This window comes from Bacillus sp. EB106-04-02-XG92 (assembly GCF_058791995.1).
This window is the reverse complement of record NZ_JBYTEA010000007.1, coordinates 210,206-226,779: the sequence shown is the minus strand read 5'-3', so window position 1 is coordinate 226,779 and position 16,574 is coordinate 210,206. Positions and strand designations below refer to the sequence as shown.

Sequence of the window (16,574 nt, the reverse complement as noted above, 5' to 3'; positions counted from 1 at the left end):
TTCGATATTTCACTTGTTTCACTCTTACGTTTTCATTTTTAAATACAAACTTCATCAGCTCATATGGGGGAAATATTGTTGTGTCCTCAAGAAGTTTATAACTCTCGTTCACTTAAACTATACTTATCCGTAAAAATACTTATTTTCAACCTTTCTCCTTTAAAAAATAAATTTTTTCGCATAACCTCGTTCTTGCAAAGCATATAGTTTTAATGATGACAAAGGAGGAATGTTCATGTCTCAATCTGAAATCGAAAAATATGGACAAGAAGCTGCACGTTACGAACAGCTCGCTCGTTACTATCAATTTAATAATCCGAAAAAATATGTAGAACAATATATGAAATACTACGATGCGCTTACGAAACTTGTACAGGCGTATGAAAAAAGGGATTCACAAGAAGCTGCTTTACCGTCACACATCAGGTTTTTTCACTCCGCTTCCAATACACCTGCGGTTGACATTTTAGTAAATGGGCAAAAGGTTATTAAAAATATTTCATTTAAACAATTTAGCCCCTATTTAACATTAGTACAAGGTAAGTACCGCATAGATATTGTTCCAGTCGAAAGTGGAACCCCCATCTTTTCAGCTTTAGTACCAATAATGGGAAATCACTCTTATACTTTTGCTGCAATAAATAGTGATCATCATCTACAATTACAACCTATGCTCGATAATACTCATTTACCATCAGGCCAAGCAAAAATACGGTTTGCACATTTTTCTCCAGATACCCCTGTTTTAAATGTAAGTTTAAAAGGCGGAGATCATTTATTTGAAAATGTACTTTTTAAACAAATAACAGATTTTTTAGAAGTTAGCCCAGGTACAGCAGACATTGAAATTTCACTCGCAGATAATCCAAGTGTCTTGCTAACTATACCGGATTTCAAAGTAGAACCGAATATTATTTATACAATTTCACTTTTAGGTTATTCAATGAAAGACCCTAAATTAGAAGCCATTATACTTACAAATTAAAACAGTCTACACCATTCATTTGGTGTAGACTGTTTATTTTTGAAATGCAATTTGAAATTCTGTCCAATCGTTATCTGAACGACACATGATGGACCCATTATGTTTTTCTACAATTTGTTTACATACAAATAATCCAATACCAGTTCCTAACTTTTTAGTAGTTACAAATGGTTCAAATATCGTTTCTACATTTTCAGCTGGAATCATTGGTCCGTTATTTTTTATTACAATTCGAATCGATTGATCTTCTTCAAATACATCAATGATAATTTTTCGTTCTTCTTTCATTGATTCAAGAGCGTCAATTGAGTTCATTAATATATTTAAAAATACTTGTCTCACTTCACTGCGATAACCAGTAAGAGGAATTGGATATGGCAAATTCTTTTCAATCGAAACATTTGCATTGACCAAACTCGGATATAAGAACTGTATAATATCTTGAAACAAGTCATTAAGCCAAAATCGTTCTGATTCAGTCCACATTTCTTTTTTCGATACGAGTAAAAATTGTGAAATACGAAAGTTTAATTGGTCTAATTCATGCGAAATAATATCTAAATACGATAAACTAGGATGATCTGCCTTTAATAATTTGACAAATCCCATAATCGACGTAAGCGGGTTACGAAATTCATGTACAAAACTAGCTGACATTTGCCCTAAAATCGTCAGCCTTTCTTTATGTGTTTCATTAATATACTGCTGTTTTTCCTCTAAATTTCTTGAAATAATTTCCGAGTATTTTAAAACAGTGTAATAAATTAATTTATCAAAACAAGTATGTATTTGGGCCATAATTGGTTTCAATTCGCGTGCGCTAACATCTAACTCACACATCGCTTCGAAAAGCTCATTTCTTCCCACATTTGCATTATAAACAAAATCACCTATATTCGCATCTGCTCCTGCACGTTCAATAGCTATTTTCTCGCATAATGGCTGAAGATAATTTATATCTTTTTCTTCCATAGTAAGTTCAATAATAAACTCTAATAAATCCTCTCCATTTTGAACTGCTTCTAGTCTAAATGGATCTTTATCGGAAATTATCATTTTGTTTTTCCAGTTCTCAACGAATTGGTGCCTGTTGTTTTTCAAGTGCGAACAAAATACTTCTTTTATATCCTTATCGATTGGAAAAACCTCCATTCCCTCCATTTCCATGCGACGAACACCCTTTATATTTTGAATATTAACACAAAAATCACGATTCGTTAATAGATTATTGTCACATTTTGTTAATATATGTTGATAAAATTTTTTATGATTTTATTAATTGTTTAGATTGATACATGCCATTTTCCTTCCTTTCATTCAAAGTTTTTTATATTCGATACGACTTTTTTTGCATCCTGCTTCATTCTTTCGTACAATAGAAAATGAAAGGTGTGAAAAATATGGTAAATAAAAATGTGGAAGATTATCTCCAAGAAGGCATTTACGGCCAAAAGCAGAACAAACCAGAAGAACGTAATATGTATTTAACTACATTACGTGAGCGTGTAGAAATCGCTTTAACTATCGGTCAGGTAATGCAAAGTAATGTATATTCTGAAGTAGCTAGTAGCATGCGCTCTTCTCAATCATTACAAATATTCCTAAATGGTGGCATTGCTTACCCACATTTATCTAAATACATTAAATTAGCAAATGAAAAAAATGTTCCTTTTACAATTGTTCAAAATAAAGGGACAGAAACACCAATCGGTTTAGTATTATCTCATAGCACTGCTGTCGATAAAGAACAAATATATGTAGAAGATGCTATTTTCAAACAAGAAATGAAGTAAAAGGTACACTTGATTAAATGAAATCATTTTGAGAAACGTAAAACAAACAATAAAAAAACGAGTATGGAATCGTAAACATTTCCTACTCGTTTTTTTATTGCGATATTTAAGTTTTCCTATACTTTATTTTTTAATGCATACTAATTTCATTTCAGTCATTTCTTCTATTGCATATTTAATTCCTTCACGCCCCGTTCCACTTTCTTTCACACCACCATAAGGCATATGATCTACTCTGAACGTTGGAATATCATTTATCATGACACCGCCCACTTCTAGCTCATCAATTGCACGCATAGCTTTAAGCAAATTATTTGTAAATATGCCTGCTTGTAGACCGTAACGTGAATGATTTACTTGCTCTATCGCCTCATCAAATTCTTTAAATGTATTTACTGTCATAAGTGGGCCAAATACTTCTTGGCACTGTACAGATACATACTCTGGAACATTTGTTAATACAGTTGGTTCAAAAATCCTTGCATCCTTTTTCTTACCACCGTATAAAACAGTTGCACCTTCTTTAATAGCTTCTTGCACCCACATTTCAATTCGCTCTACATCTTTTTTCGAAATTAAAGCTGATACATCCGTTTCTTCAAGCAGTGGATCACCAACAACAACTGTTTCCATCGCTTTCTTTAGCTTTGTAAGAAATTCATCCATTCTTTTTTCCTGTACAAAAACACGTTGTACCGAAATACAAACTTGTCCATTATTAACAAATGCTCCCCATTGTACACGTTCAATTAATTCATCTGTTAATTCTACATCTTCATCAATAATAACTGCAGCATTTGACCCTAGTTCTAACGTAACTCGCTTTAACCCAGCCTTTGCCTTAATTCCAATTCCAACTCTCGGACTTCCTGTAAAAGTAATAGAAGCAACATCATCATTTGTAACTATCGCCTCTCCTACAGTTGAACCAGGACCAGAAATAATATTTAAAGCTCCTTTTGGCAATCCTGCCTCTTCAAATAGTTCAACTAAAGCGTAAGACGATAACGGTGTTTGATCAGCTGGTTTTAACACAACTGTATTTCCGGCAGCAATTGCAGGGCCGACTTTATGTGCCACTAAATTTAATGGGAAATTAAATGGTGTAATAGCCCCTATAACCCCGATTGGTTTTCGTATAGTGTATGCAATACGCCCATCTGCACCAGGTGCTGCATCAAGTGGCAGTGTCTCGCCGTATATACGCTTCGCTTCTTCCGCTGCAAATTTGTATGTCTGAACAGTACGATCTACTTCTCCTCTCGCAGCACGTATTGGTTTTGCAGCCTCTTTTGCAATAATCTGTGCAAATTCTTCTCTTCTTTCATCCATTTTTTGTGCAACCTTCTCTAAAATATTCGCACGATCATATGCAGATAATGTATTCATTTCTTTCATTGCATTTTTTGCAGCAGTAACAGCCTCTTGTACATCTTCTTCCGTTCCTTGTGCAATTTCCGCTAATGTTTCTTCAGAATATGGTGCGAATAATGGTTTATACGTGTTTACAGACTTCCAATCTCCATTTATATATAAATGCTTTTTCATAATTCTTCTCCTTTCAAATATATGTATACTATAATACTTCACCTAGTGAAAGGTCTGACTTATGTCATTGTATCATAACCCTTATTCTGCCAAAAACATTATGCTCAAAAAAACTCTGCCATATAGCAGAGTCTACGAACTAATTTGTTCCTGTAATGAAATTTGCTTTTCATCTTCTAATACAACAATGGATTCTACACTTTTTGTAACTTCTAGTCTCTTTATATAGTGTCCATCTAATTCTTTCACGCAAAACTTATAATTTTCAATTTCAATGAAATCCTCTTCGGCAATTTCTATATTCTTCGTTAAAATCCATCCACCTATTGTATCAACACCATTATCATCGATCGTTAATCCTAACAACGTATTCACTTCACTTACGAGCACTTTTCCCTCTAATATCGTTTTCGTTTCACTAACTTGTTGAATTTCTGGCTGTTCATCTGTATCAAACTCATCTTGAATATCTCCAACTATTTCTTCTAAAATGTCTTCAACAGTAACAAGTCCAGACGTACCACCATATTCATCTATCAATATAGCAATATGCGTTCTTTCTTTTTGCATTTTTAAAAACAAGTCGTGTATTGGGATTGAGTCGATAACTAAAATAATCGGCCTCATATATTGCTCTACTTTCTTATTACTTACCGCCTTATGCTGCACAAAATCTGTGAAAATATCTTTAAAGTTTACAAAACCTATTACATGATCTTTGTCGCCATCAACAACTGGATATCTTGTATATTTTTCCCGAGACATTTTTTGCAAAGCTTCTTCAGCAGGCATTTCTTTACTAATAATATGCATCTCAGTTCGGGGTACCATTATTTCTTTTGCTATACGATCATCAAATTCAAAGATTTTATTTACATATTTATATTCAGATTGATTAATCTCTCCATTTTTGTAACTTTCTGAAACTAATAACCGTAATTCTTCCTCTGAATGAACCTCATCGTGCTCTTTCGGTGGTTTCAGCCCTAGCAACTTCGTGATCATTCGGGCTGATCCATTTAATAGCCAAATAAATGGAAACGCCATACGATAAAAGAAAATTAACGGTTTAGCAACAAATAAACTTACTTGTTCAGCTTTTTGAATCGCAAATGTTTTTGGGGCCAATTCCCCTATTACAACATGTAAAAATGTAATAAACAAAAACACTAAAATTACAGCAAAAATGTCTGCTAGTTGGGAAGAAATGTTCAAATTTACAAAAAGCGTGTCAAACATTTGCTTTAACGCAGGTTTACCAAACCACCCAATTCCCAGAGCTGTAACTGTTATTCCTAGCTGACAAGCAGATAAATATTCGTCTAAGTTTGTAATGACTGTTTTGACAGATGTTGCGCGATTATTTCCTTCTGCAATTAAATAGTCAATTCGTGAGCTTCGCACTTTAACAATTGCAAATTCTGCTGCAACGAAAAATGCCGTTAAGGCAATTAAAACAATCACTATACTTATACTATATATGTCCAAATACTTTTCCTTACTTACATTGTAAGCAAGGAAGCCACCTCCTACTTAATTTTATTCAAGTGAAGTAAGCATTCTAATACTCTAACAAAATTCTACATTAGCAACCACCTTTTTATATATTATATGCATACATAAAAAAGATATTTATCATTATGATAATCTAATTCATTCCCCTCAGTCAAATGATTCTAAATCTTAAGATAAAGGTTTTTTATATTCACGATATATTCTTCCTAGCTTCATTTCGTGAAAAAACACTTTCTTTGCCGATTCCACACTTCTTTTGTCACACTGGAAGGGAACTTCCTTCATAGATCGAAATCATTCAACAGGATATATATAGGAGGGATTATTTTGGAATATAAAACACCATTTATCGCAAAAAAATTAGGTGTTAGCCCTAAGGCTGTTGTTCGGATTGCACAACAATTAAATCTTACGATAGAAAAAAATAAATATGGTCACTTTATTTTTACACAAGATGATTTAGATCAAATGTTAGAATACCACCTTTCACAATTAGAGCAGTCTCAAAACTCTCGCCCTATTCAAAAAACATCATCAAACGATGTTGAAGAATTAAAAACACAAGTAAATACAATCGTTCAAAACATATCATCACATGATTTTGAGCAATTAGCAGCTCAATTAAACACAATTACGAGAAGGCTAGATCGAATGGAAGAACAAATGCAAGATAAGGCGAATGATGTTGTTACGTACCAACTTTTACAACATCGCCGTGAAATGGAAGAAATGTTAGAGCGAATTCAAAAGCTAGAATCTGCCCTCAAGAAAGAAGAACCAATATATATTACTCCCGATACAAAACCAACATATGAACGTGAAAAGAAACCGAAGCGCCGTAAAATGATTTTTAGTATTTTTGGATTATGATTTTTAGACCCTTATTACAATAATAAGGGTCTTTTTTCATGAAGAAAGATTTCATTTTAAAATAGTATTCTCTTTATTATACATATTCATTTTGATTCATTTAGTTAACATAATATTCTTACTGTATTCTGCGATTAATGCTTGTGCATGAGCATTCCCTTGAATTACATCTCGAAATTCTTTTAAAGAATACAAATGTGTAGCCCCTTTTCGGGCATGAATTCGTACTGGTACACCTTGTAAAGTATCATGAAACTGAAATGGCTTATCTATCGGTTCAATTGGAAAACCGAGTGTTAATAAATACATGTACATTCTTTTTGTAACTGCTGCAATATACCATTCTGCTTTCGTTTCTAATGCATGCATAAATAAAATGGCTGTTAGTCTTTTGAAATGCCCTCTCCCACGAGACGTTTTTGCAATACTTAACTTGCCTATTTCATATACATTTTTCAAATCTTTCACTAGATCATTTTTAGAAAACGGATAGAAAAACTCAGAATTCGATTGCTCTGGTACCGTATACTTCATACATTCTACTGTACCGATATGATGTTCATCTTCTATTAATAAAAATCGTGATGGATTTAAATTACGTTCTACGAACATTAAGTTTCTTTCTTCACAAAAATCTCCCCATAGTTGCTCGAACCAAAAATGTTCTTCCTTTGTTTGAACACGCTGGAACATATTTCCCCGCCTTTCCCATCGCCGCTCTGTTTTTGATAACGCTTTCACTATCTATCATATAAGAACAAATCTTCGTATGCAACTAAAAATATTTATGACTTATTATATTCTGCAAAATGAATTAAATTCCATCTTAATCGTCTTTTATTACTCATGTAGCGTTCTGCTAACAACATATTTATATTACTATTAAATTCATATCGTAAAGAGCTGCCTTCCATACTGCATATAATTCTTCTTAATCTAAAAAAATCCTTTATAAAAAAGGATTTCTTTTACTTCTTTATGCTTTTTAACCACTTCTCAAAAATTTGTACCATTCCATGTTTTCCAGCTAATTTCTCTTCCCCTTGTTTCGTTTTATATGGATATAATTGCAAGAACACACCACATCCAGATTCAATTTTTTTACTATGCATATGACTTCCTGGATATACACAAATGACTTCATAAATAGCCCTTCGATGATAGACTCGCTTTCCATCTTGTTCTTCTACATATTTTATAGACCAGTACTTATACATTTGCTCAGTCGCTTTCGTATTTCCAACGTGCTGAAAAATATTGTACATGGGGCTATACTTCACTTCAATAATAATAGAAGATTGATATACATATTTCTCTTCTTCCTTTACATAACAGTCTAATCGAATATCGGGCTTCTTCGTGTCCTCTCCATTATAAAAATTACTCCCTTTACTTAATGCAATAAGAGGATGCGTTTCAATTAAATCATTAAATGCGACATGTACTCTCATTTCATCTCGGTGTAAAACTACTGTCGTTCCATCTTGCAATCCATCTACATAAAAATGCTCTTGTATTTGTTCTCGAATGGAATTTCTAGCCTCAAAACCAATATGTTCTAACATAGAAATAACGATAAAAAAAGCGTAATATTCATACACTAAAAATGTTGGTTTATAAACAAACAATAAAGATGGAGATTGATCTGTGTATTGTGGAAGTAAATCTAAATGCTGTAGTAGTTGTTTATGTGGTATCGGTAAATTATATGAGTTCATCTTACCCGTTTCAGAAACTTCTCTCCAAAATGGAGAATGCATTAAAGTTTGAAAATATTGTACACTTTCATGTACAAAATGAGCTAATATTTTATATTCTTGTATCTTCATGGAACTTTTTCGTAAATCCGCCTCTTTTAGTAAATGTATATTTTTATATTTTTGTTTCTCTCTATCGGTCACTGATCCATTACGCTCAATTGTTTGTATAATCGTTTTTACAGCTTGAAATTCTTCTGATTTCTTCTTCTTCGCTCTTTCTAATATTTCAATTGTTTGACGCAAAAAACTTTCAGCTTCAAGTAAATAAAGATAAAATTGCATCGCTTTAAATTTAAGAAATGCATTTTCCTTACTATTTTTTTGTTCTATAAACTTACGATTATAATATTTTGCATACGGTTTTCTTTCCGCGACTACGGCTCCTTTTCTCGTTGTTTTCCGCTCTTTTTCTTCCCATTTATATTCATGTATAAACTTTGAACTCGATTCTACTTTCTTAAAAATTTGCTTTATCTTTTTCATTTTTTGCGGCAACTTTCTAAGTAACACTAAATAAGAAGAATCTTCAATATCACTTAGCACAGAGAAAGTCTTTTTATAATAACCTCTATCTAAAATCAACTCATTTAAAATTGACTTCACATAGTCTTGAATCATTTCAAATTGATCATTAAAAAAATTTTTCGGAACGACTTGAAAAGCGCCATAATACGTTCGATCTTCTATGTTTACCTCAAAATGATATAAACCACAACGCCATGGATAAAAGAATTCTGTTTTTCCATGTTCATATATTAATACCTTTTGTTTTTTGTCATTTATTTCATATTTTGTCTCTTTTATATTCTTCTGTCCCTCATATACTTTATTCCATATAAAAGTAATATTCATTGGATTTTCATAATGGTATTGCAATCTAATTGGTTTTAATTCTTGCACTTTATAAATACATTGAACTAATGCTGTAGTAGATGTACAAAGGCGATTTAATAAAATATATTCTCCTTTTGACTCCGTTCCAATAATTAACTTTAATACAAAAGGAAGCGTTTCTTTCGTATCAACGATTTCTGTTTCGTATCGCCCATCATTTTGCATAGCCATACAGCTCCAGTTCTCTACGCTTTTCTCTTATATATGCTATAGAGTGTTCAAATGTAGATACTCTGTTTGCAAGTGAAGATTGCAAAAGAGGTACTAATGTCGCTCCCCTTTTTACTTCTTCAGAAAGTAACGATCCAACCATCATTTCAGTTCCTCTTATTTTCGTCAATATACGTTGCTTAATTTGTAAATCAAATCCCTCTTCTCTACTGATCATATAGGAATGGTTATTTTCGAATGGTATATTTTGCAAATAAAAAGCGATTGCGTTAGCACACCGAAAAGAAATTCCCTTTGACGCATCGTGTGATGACAATACAGCATGTAACTTATCTAACAGTTCTAACTCTTCTCCAGAAAACACCTCAATCATCGTTTTATTCCTGATCCAATTTATACGAAATTCTCCTGCGGTTACTTTCAGAGGAGGTTGTATTACAACTTTCTCTTGTTCCATACACATCTCACAAAACGGAATCTTTTGTAACGTTATTAAATTCGTCCGATCTAATAATCGATCTGAGAGCTCTTTCGTTGTTTCATCAAAATTTATGGTACCTACAAATATAATATTTTCTCCAATTTCAATTGATGGTGGGATTGGATTTTCTTTTTCTTGTACACCTTCATATAAATTTAAAATACGATTTTGCTTTTCAAGTTGAAGAACAGATAGAAATGGAGTAAACCAATGCTCAATATGTGACATATTCATTTCATCAAAAACGATTATATACAGCTGATTTTGATTTTCTTTCGCCTTCATTAACGCTCTAACTAATTTTGTTTCACTTTCAATAAAAGTACCATTAGGGTGAAGATAACCAAGTAAATCATGTGGTTCTTGATACGATGGTGAAATCGGGATCCAAACCAATTCTTCCCCGTATTGTAATCCAAGTGCTTCTGCATAAGCTTGCACAAAACGTGATTTCCCAGCGCCCGGTATACCACCAAGAATCGTCAACATATTGGTTTTTGCACTTATATGAAAATTATAAATGTCCGTTTCATCTAAATATAGCCCTTTATTACGTACAAAACTCTTTACATATTGTAAAAAGACGGATTCACGCTCATCCCATTCCCATTCATCCTTTTGTACTTTTATTTCCTCTACTTCTACATGCTTTCCTTCTTCAGTCATTCGTTTTTTTAATTGCTCATACACTTGATTGCTTACAAAATATAATTGATCTTCTACTGCTATTTCTACATACTTCACCCAGTCATTAACGTCTATATACTTACATTCCCGCTGCTGTTCAAAATATGCGATTGAACTAATTGATGATGACTTTAAAGATATATTTCCATATAGCCTTCCATCGTGCCATAATAATTCGGGAGGCTCAAAATCTTTCGGATATTTAGGCATTAGAAATGACAAATAACCATTATTAAGTTTTCTTTCTAAAGACTCTCCTTTTTTATAATTGGAAACTTTAGGTACTGGAATCATTTTATAACCATTTGCGATTTCTCGCGGTTCTTCCGTACAAATTAATTCCGCGTATATATGCCCTCTTTCATAATAGAGTCGAAACATAACTAATTGTTTTTCTAATTTTCTTTTCTTTAATTCTAAAAAGATCTTTTCATTCTTTTTATTACTACATAACCCTTCAAATACATATGGTTCATCTTTTAATTGCTCTTGTAACGTGAATGGCATTGGCGATAGGCATTGTACAAAGAAATTCTCTCCATTCTTCTCTTTCTCTGCTTTTATAAACTTGCCGATAAACCTCATATAGTACATTCGTTTTATAAAACTTGGCTGAAGAGCTTTATGTAATTTCACCTTCGTCACCTTCTTTTTTTCATGCTATTCTTAGTGTATGAAAGAAAAGAAAAACTAGAAATAAAAAACCTGACGTTATCCGCCAGGTTCAAAATGAAAACGTATATTAATGAGATGGAAATGCATTTTTCTCTTGTAAAATGGCATTATGAGCGATTTTCATTTTAGCAAGTACATATCGTAAACGATCTTCAGCGTTTTCATCTTTATGTTGCTGTAATTCAGCCAAATTTTCTACAGCACTCGCTAAATTTTCAATCACTCCTCGTAGTTCAGGATGATGATTAAAAAAAGATTCTTGCACTAATACTTTCCTTACTTCACTCGCTAAATCAACAATTCTTGTCAACTGTTCTTTTTCTTCCATTTTCATCCCTCCTGAATATCTTATGTATTAAATATTCTCTAGACAAAGAAAAAAGCCCTTTATTTAAAAGGACTTTTACATTTTTATATTTCCAGTCAACAACATATAGATTGATGTGATAGCTGCAATAACAATTGCCCACATTACATATCTCTCAATACCTCTAAAACAACGATTCCCTTTTTCTTTTCTTGCATACATGTAAACAATAATCCCAATTCCATATACGATTGAAACGAGTAATAAATTTTTCAAACCTGCTGCATATAGAAGCCATACAGAATAAATAGAAGCAATTAACGCTAACGATCCGTTTTTTACTTTTGCATCTTTTAGTTCGTTTGTAATAACTAATTTGAATTGGAATAACGCTGATAATAAATAAGGTACTAAAATTGATGTTGACGCTATGAAATACATAATTTGATATGTTGATTCTGAAAACAGAACAATTATAAATATAACTTGGGCAACGCCATTTGAGATCCATAATGCCATATGCGGCGTTTGTTTTTTATTTGTTTTCGTAAAAACTTTCGGAAACACGCCATCTTTTCCTGCTACGTGAGAAATTTCAGAAACAAGTAAAAACCAGCCTATTAATGTACCTACAAGTGAAGCAACTAACCCAATGTTAATCGCCACTGCACCCCACGTTCCAACAACATGTTCTAAAACATGTCCCATTGACGGTGTTTCTAAAACTGCAAGTTCTCCTCTTGTCATCGCTCCCATTGACAAGACAGAAATTAAAATATAAATAGACATTACTAAAATAAGTCCTAATACTGTCGCTTTACCGACGTCTCGGCTATTTTTTGCTCTTCCAGATAATACTACAGCTCCTTCAACCCCGATGAAAACCCAAAGAGTTACAAGCATTGTATTTTTCACTTGACCAAGTATAGAGGAAACTGAAATAGTTCCTTCTCCCCAAAAATCATGTGTAAATGTATTCCAGCGAAACGCTGTTACCATTACAACAATAAACAATACGATTGGAACTAATTTCCCTATCGTTGCAATAACGTTCATAATAGAAGCTTCACGAATTCCAAATAAAATTAGAAAATGAAGTGTCCATAATAAAAGTGATGCACCTACGATAGACGCAACACTATTTCCGCCCTTAAAAATCGGGAAGAAATAACCTAACGTACTAAACAGTAACATAATTGTTGCAACGTTTCCTAAAATCCCTGCTAGCCAGTATCCCCATGCACTGTTAAATCCAATATATTCACCAAAACCAGCACGTGCATAACTATAAATTCCGCCCTCAAGCTCTGGTTTTTTTCTTGCTAACGTTTGATATACGAGCGCGAGTGGAATCATTCCCATCGCTGTAATACACCAGCCAATTATTATAGAGCCACTATTTGCTCCTACTGCTAAATCATGCGGTAAACTAAATACACCGCCACCAACCATTGTTCCGACTACTAATGCAATTAATGGAAAAAAACCTAACTTCTTTTCTATTTGTACCACCCCATCTGTCATTCTAGGTGTTATGTTTGTTCAACTATTAAAGTCACCTTTTTCTCTAATAGACGTTTCTCTTATATTTTTTCAGGAAAACATTACTTATTCTAAAAGAAAATGAAGAAAAATGGAATACTTTTTTGAAAAAATGTATAAGTATGCACAAAAAAACCGTTCATTTTGTAATGAACGGTCATTTCATACATATAAATTTGTATATTTCTTGTAAAATTAACGAAGTAAATTCTCTTTTTGTAAAAATTGTTTCGCTACTTCTTCACTACCTTTTCCATTCACATTTACTTCATAATTCATTTTTCGCATTTCTTCATCTGTAATCTTTCCAGATAATTTATTTAATACTTTTTCAAGTTCAGGATATTTTTCTAATGTCTCTTTTCTTAATAACGGTGCACCTTGGTATGGTGGGAATAATCCTTTATCATCTTTTAGCACTTTAAGTCCGTATTGCTCAAGTTCACTATCTGTTGAATATGCATCGATTACGTTAACATCCCCTGATTGAATAGCACTATAACGCAGTTTCGGTTCCATCGTTTTCACATTTGAAAACTTATAGTTATATAATTTTTGCATTCCTTTATAACCGTCTTCACGATCCGCAAATTCTAATGTGAATCCTACTTTAGCATCTTGTGCCATTTTTCCTAAATCAGAAATTGTATTTATATTATTTTGATCTGCTATTTTTTTCGACATAGCTAGTGCATATGTGTTGTTATACTCCATCGGCTTCAACATCACCATATTATACTTCTTTTCCATTCCAATGCGAGCCTGCTCATATACTTCATCCCGACTTGTGCTTTTTGGCTCTTCTTTCACGAAAGTAGATAAAGCTGTTCCTGAAAATTCTGGGTAAATATCTACTTCTCCTGATTTCAATGCTTCAAATACAAATGCTGTTTTTCCAAGGCCTGGTTTTAATTCTACGTGTAAATCAGTATCTTGTTCAATAAGCTGCTTATACATTTGAATTAAAATTTCAGGTTCTGATCCAAGTTTGCCGGCAATAACAATATCTTTCTTTTGTGTGTTCCAAAGAAAAGGAGTAGCAATCATGATACAAATAATACATATCGTCAATATAACACGCTTAGAAGGGCGTTTCGGACTCTCAAGCACTCGAAGTACTACATCAAAGAATAAAGCGAGTAACGCGGCTGGTACGGCCCCTAAAATGATAAGCGCATGATCATTTCGATCAATACCAAGTAAAATGAGTTTACCGAGCCCGCCAGCACCTATAAGAGCTGCTAATGTAGCTGTTCCAACAATTAATACCATCGCCGTACGAATACCGGCCATAATAATTGGTAATGCAAGAGGAAGCTCTACCTTCCACAGTCTTCTCCAGCTATTCATCCCCATAGCTCTCGCTGCTTCAATTAAAGATTCATCTAATTCCCTTATTCCCGTATATGTATTTCGTAAAATAGGTAATAGTGCATACACAACTAACGCAATTACGGCTGGAATTTTTCCGATTCCTACCAACGGAATTAAAAGGCCAAGTAATGCAAGTGATGGCACTGTTTGCATAACTGCAGAAGTTCCTATAATAAATTCAGCCATTCGTTCTTTTCTCGTTAATAAAATGCCAAGCGGCACCGCAATCATTACTGCAAAAAATAATGAAATAAGCGATATTTGTAAATGCTCACTTAATGCAGTTAGTAATTCTATTTTTCGTTCTTGGAACGTTTGTATAAAATCAGTCACTGTTTAGCCTCTTTCCTTCATTTGTTCAACAATATAATTGACAATATGACTACTTGTTAAAGCTCCAACATATTGACCATTTACTTCAACTGGAACGACTTCATCAGCTCGCACACGAACTAAAGCTTCTTGTAAAGAAGAATGTAATGATAGTGCTTCCCCTTCTACTCGCATACTTTTATCAAGTGGCAATACATCTTCTATACTTTTCCCCTCATACCAAGGTCGTCCACGATTTCCAATGAACTCTTCTACAAATTCATTTTTCGGATTATGTATAATTCCTTCTGGTGTATCTAATTGAACTACTTTTCCTTCTTTCATAATACAAATACGATCTCCAAGTGATAATGCTTCTTGCATATCATGTGTTACGAATACAATTGTTTTTTGAATCTTCTTTTGTAATTGTACGATATCCTTCTGAAGCTGCTCTCTACTTAACGGATCTAACGCACTAAATGGTTCATCCATAAGAACGATTTTCGGATTTGCGGCTAACGCCCTTACGACACCAACGCGCTGCTTTTGCCCTCCTGATAATTCATCAGGCATACGATCGCGATATACGTCTGGATCTAGCCCGACCATCTGTAGTAACTCATCGACACGAGTTTTTATTTTTTCTTTGCTCCACTTTCTCATTTCAGGAACAACTGCAATATTTTCAGCAATTGTCATATGCGGAAACAAAGCAATTTGCTGCAACACGTACCCTATATCCCAGCGTAATTCATTAATATCGTATTGTTGAATATTCTTTCCATCAATTAAAATTGAGCCTTCTGTCGTTTCAATTAAACGATTAATCATTTTCATTGTCGTTGTTTTCCCACAACCACTCGGACCAATAAGGACAAAAAACTCTCCCCTTTTAATTTCTAAATGCAATGAATCCACTGCTTTTGTGCCATCTTCATATGATTTTGACACTTGATTAAACTGAATCACAAATACAACTCCTTTATCGTTGTTTCCTTTATTTTGATGGAAGATGGAATTCATTTCAAATGATACGCATTATTCTACAAAAAAAGAGCTCACATTTGAGCTCTAACGGTCTAACAATATTGTTTTCATAATAGCGGCATATTCACGTACATACATTTTTCTCTTAGAGCGCATTGGCGTTTCAGCAGCTAGTGCCTCCATCTTTATTCCTAAACGCTTTGCAATTATTTTCGTTCTATACAAATGATACGTATTACTTACAACTACCGCATGTCTCACATCATATAAATCCATACTAAACTTTACATTCTCATACGTATTTGTAGATTGATCTTCTATTAAAATACGACTCTCATCTATACCACGCGCCATTAAATAATTTCTCATACTATGAGCTTCCGGTATATCTTCATCTTCTCCTTGACCACCTGAAACAATTACTTTCACTGTAGGATGGGAAACTAAATATTCTAATGCTACATCCAAACGGTTTTGAAGAGATAAAGAAGGTTTATCTCCAAATAATTTCGCGCCTAATATAAGAACGTATGGAGAGTGATAGCTCAATTTTTCACGAGCAACCTGCTTCATTCGAAACGTCATATAAAGAATGTATAGTGGTGGTAATAATAAAATTATAAGCAAGATCCATTTGTTCATAAATCAATTTGCACTCCCTTTCTTTTTA

At 33.4% G+C, this 16,574-nt stretch carries 14 protein-coding genes; 3 read left to right on the top strand and 11 right to left on the bottom strand.

Annotated features, from left to right (window positions below; translation table 11 throughout):
• Positions 1–235: 235 nt before the first annotated feature.
• Entirely contained in the window at positions 236–985 is a 750-nt protein-coding gene (locus AC3WVA_RS19310) for a DUF4397 domain-containing protein (RefSeq protein ID WP_098345751.1), read from the top strand.
• A 33-nt stretch (positions 986–1,018) separates the two neighbouring features.
• On the opposite strand, the gene AC3WVA_RS19305 is transcribed toward AC3WVA_RS19310, so the two are convergent.
• The gene (locus AC3WVA_RS19305; protein WP_095211030.1) at positions 1,019–2,152 is read right to left on the bottom strand and encodes a BA2291 family sporulation histidine kinase; all 1,134 of its coding nucleotides are present in this window, start codon (positions 2,150–2,152) and stop codon (positions 1,019–1,021) included.
• Positions 2,153–2,385: 233 nt separating this feature from the next.
• On the opposite strand from AC3WVA_RS19305, the gene AC3WVA_RS19300 reads away from it, so the two are divergent.
• Positions 2,386–2,778, top strand: a complete 393-nt coding sequence (locus AC3WVA_RS19300; RefSeq protein WP_000247572.1) for a YueI family protein — start codon at positions 2,386–2,388, stop codon at positions 2,776–2,778.
• A 123-nt stretch (positions 2,779–2,901) separates the two neighbouring features.
• Here the strand turns inward: AC3WVA_RS19300 and AC3WVA_RS19295 are convergent, their stop codons facing one another.
• Both AC3WVA_RS19295 and AC3WVA_RS19290 read right to left on the bottom strand, forming a co-directional pair.
• Positions 2,902–4,326 (bottom strand): aldehyde dehydrogenase family protein, encoded by a 1,425-nt coding sequence (locus AC3WVA_RS19295; protein ID WP_098345753.1) that lies wholly within the window; start codon positions 4,324–4,326, stop codon positions 2,902–2,904.
• Positions 4,327–4,458: 132 nt separating this feature from the next.
• Complete coding sequence (locus tag AC3WVA_RS19290) at positions 4,459–5,814, bottom strand: hemolysin family protein (protein WP_492322101.1); 1,356 nt, start codon at positions 5,812–5,814, stop codon at positions 4,459–4,461.
• A gap of 354 nt (positions 5,815–6,168) precedes the next feature.
• On the opposite strand from AC3WVA_RS19290, the gene racA reads away from it, so the two are divergent.
• Entirely contained in the window at positions 6,169–6,711 is a 543-nt protein-coding gene (gene racA, locus AC3WVA_RS19285; protein WP_098345754.1) for a chromosome-anchoring protein RacA, read from the top strand.
• A gap of 96 nt (positions 6,712–6,807) precedes the next feature.
• Here the strand turns inward: racA and AC3WVA_RS19280 are convergent, their stop codons facing one another.
• The 8 genes from AC3WVA_RS19280 to AC3WVA_RS19245 all read right to left on the bottom strand — a co-directional run bounded on the left by AC3WVA_RS19280 (position 6,808) and on the right by AC3WVA_RS19245 (position 16,546).
• The gene (locus AC3WVA_RS19280) at positions 6,808–7,404 is read right to left on the bottom strand and encodes a hypothetical protein (protein ID WP_048528870.1); all 597 of its coding nucleotides are present in this window, start codon (positions 7,402–7,404) and stop codon (positions 6,808–6,810) included.
• A 275-nt stretch (positions 7,405–7,679) separates the two neighbouring features.
• The gene (locus AC3WVA_RS19275) at positions 7,680–9,530 is read right to left on the bottom strand and encodes a hypothetical protein (protein WP_098881062.1); all 1,851 of its coding nucleotides are present in this window, start codon (positions 9,528–9,530) and stop codon (positions 7,680–7,682) included.
• Positions 9,520–11,340, bottom strand: a complete 1,821-nt coding sequence (locus AC3WVA_RS19270; protein WP_128974764.1) for a DUF8727 domain-containing protein — start codon at positions 11,338–11,340, stop codon at positions 9,520–9,522. Before AC3WVA_RS19270 ends, AC3WVA_RS19275 begins: the two co-directional genes overlap by 11 nt.
• Positions 11,341–11,446: 106 nt before the next feature.
• Positions 11,447–11,707 (bottom strand): hypothetical protein, encoded by a 261-nt coding sequence (locus AC3WVA_RS19265; RefSeq protein ID WP_048528867.1) that lies wholly within the window; start codon positions 11,705–11,707, stop codon positions 11,447–11,449.
• A 75-nt stretch (positions 11,708–11,782) separates the two neighbouring features.
• Positions 11,783–13,210, bottom strand: coding sequence for a basic amino acid/polyamine antiporter (locus AC3WVA_RS19260; protein WP_098345757.1), 1,428 nt, complete (start codon positions 13,208–13,210; stop codon positions 11,783–11,785).
• 213 nt (positions 13,211–13,423) lie between these two features.
• Positions 13,424–14,935, bottom strand: a complete 1,512-nt coding sequence (locus tag AC3WVA_RS19255; RefSeq protein ID WP_492322100.1) for an ABC transporter permease/substrate-binding protein — start codon at positions 14,933–14,935, stop codon at positions 13,424–13,426.
• Positions 14,936–14,938: 3 nt separating this feature from the next.
• A complete protein-coding gene (locus tag AC3WVA_RS19250; protein WP_098881060.1) occupies positions 14,939–15,886 on the bottom strand; it encodes an ABC transporter ATP-binding protein in 948 nt (315 codons plus the stop codon).
• Between the two features lie 102 nt (positions 15,887–15,988).
• Positions 15,989–16,546, bottom strand: a complete 558-nt coding sequence (locus tag AC3WVA_RS19245; protein ID WP_098881059.1) for a YdcF family protein — start codon at positions 16,544–16,546, stop codon at positions 15,989–15,991.
• Positions 16,547–16,574 lie beyond the last annotated feature (28 nt).